This is a genomic window from Oceanobacillus sp. E9 (genome assembly GCF_001741975.1).
GTDB lineage: Bacteria > Bacillota > Bacilli > Bacillales > Amphibacillaceae > Oceanobacillus > Oceanobacillus kimchii.
Window position 1 is genome coordinate 1 of the sequence record NZ_LSNA01000004.1, and the last position, 1,279, is coordinate 1,279.

The 1,279-nt window shown below is 38.5% G+C and carries 1 protein-coding gene; it reads right to left on the reverse strand.

The window, feature by feature from the left end:
* Positions 1 to 1,279 (reverse strand): peptidoglycan-binding domain-containing protein (locus AQ616_RS03730; RefSeq protein ID WP_168156630.1); only part of this gene is annotated, 1,279 nt, incomplete at both ends.

Below are 1,279 nucleotides of genomic sequence, written 5' to 3' on the forward strand. Positions count from 1 at the left end.
TTATAATAAGTTTCATCAAGTTTTAACCAAGTGATCTCGTCTGCTATACCATTCACCACAAGCCCGTGATCCTGTTGGAATTTTCTCACTTGAGTTTCTGTAAAACTTCCATATAATGTGGATACTGTAATATGGCCATATCCTAGGCGATTCAGTTTTTCTTTTAATTCTACTGTATCTTCATGACGTTCTCCTTCTTGGAAAGGACTATTAAAAACTTCCTCAAGTTTATCTTGGGTAGAACCATCTATTTTTCCTGATACGGTTAGGTGATAGTATTCTTGGAATTGTTTGACACGGGTTTCTGTCCAACTTCCAAAGTAGTTAGTCTCGGATATACCATCAAATCCGACTCTATTTAACTTCTGCTTGATAGAGATAAGCGCATTATGTCGATCTCCATACTCAAATACATCCGTAGATGCCAACTCCTCTAGCTTCCTTAACGTTGGTTCATCCGCTATTCCATTTACTCGCAATCCATGGTCACGTTGGAACTGCTTCACTTGACTTTCCATGTAATCTCCAAATAATGTCGTTACAGTAATATAGCCATATCCGATACTATTGAGCTGTTCTTTGATCGCTTTTGTATCTTCATGACGTTTGCCATTCTGGAAGGGGCTATTGTAAACACTATTTAGTTTCTCTTGTGTTGCTGGACCTATTTTCCCGTCAACACTCAAACCATAGTATTCTTGAAATTGTTTAACACGAGTCTCTGTCCAACTTCCAAAGTAATTGGTCTCGGATATACCATCAAATCCAATCGCATTTAACTTTTGCTTGATAGAGATAAGTGCATTATGACGGTCTCCTAGTTCAAACACATCCGTAGATGCGAGTTCTTCTAGCTTCGCTAGAGTGCGTTCATCTGCTATTCCATTTACGCGAAGGCCATGATCGCCTTGGAATTTCTTCACTTGGCTCTCCATGTAATCTCCAAATAATGTCGTTACACTAATATAGCCATATCCAATACTATTCAACTGTTCTTTGATTATTTTTGTATCTTCATGACGTTTACCAAGTTGGAAGGGACTGTTATACACACTATCTAACTTATTGATCGTTTCCTGGTCCACTTTTCCTGTCACAGAAAGTTGATAGTATTCTTGGAATTGCCTCACACGAGTCTCTGTCCAATCACCGAAGTAATCCGTCTCAGATATACCATCAAATCCTATGTGATTTAATTTTTCTTTGATTTCTACAAGATCTTCATGGCGATCTCCTTTTTCATATGGAAGGGAGACTGTCGCTGCAAAAGCTTCTACCT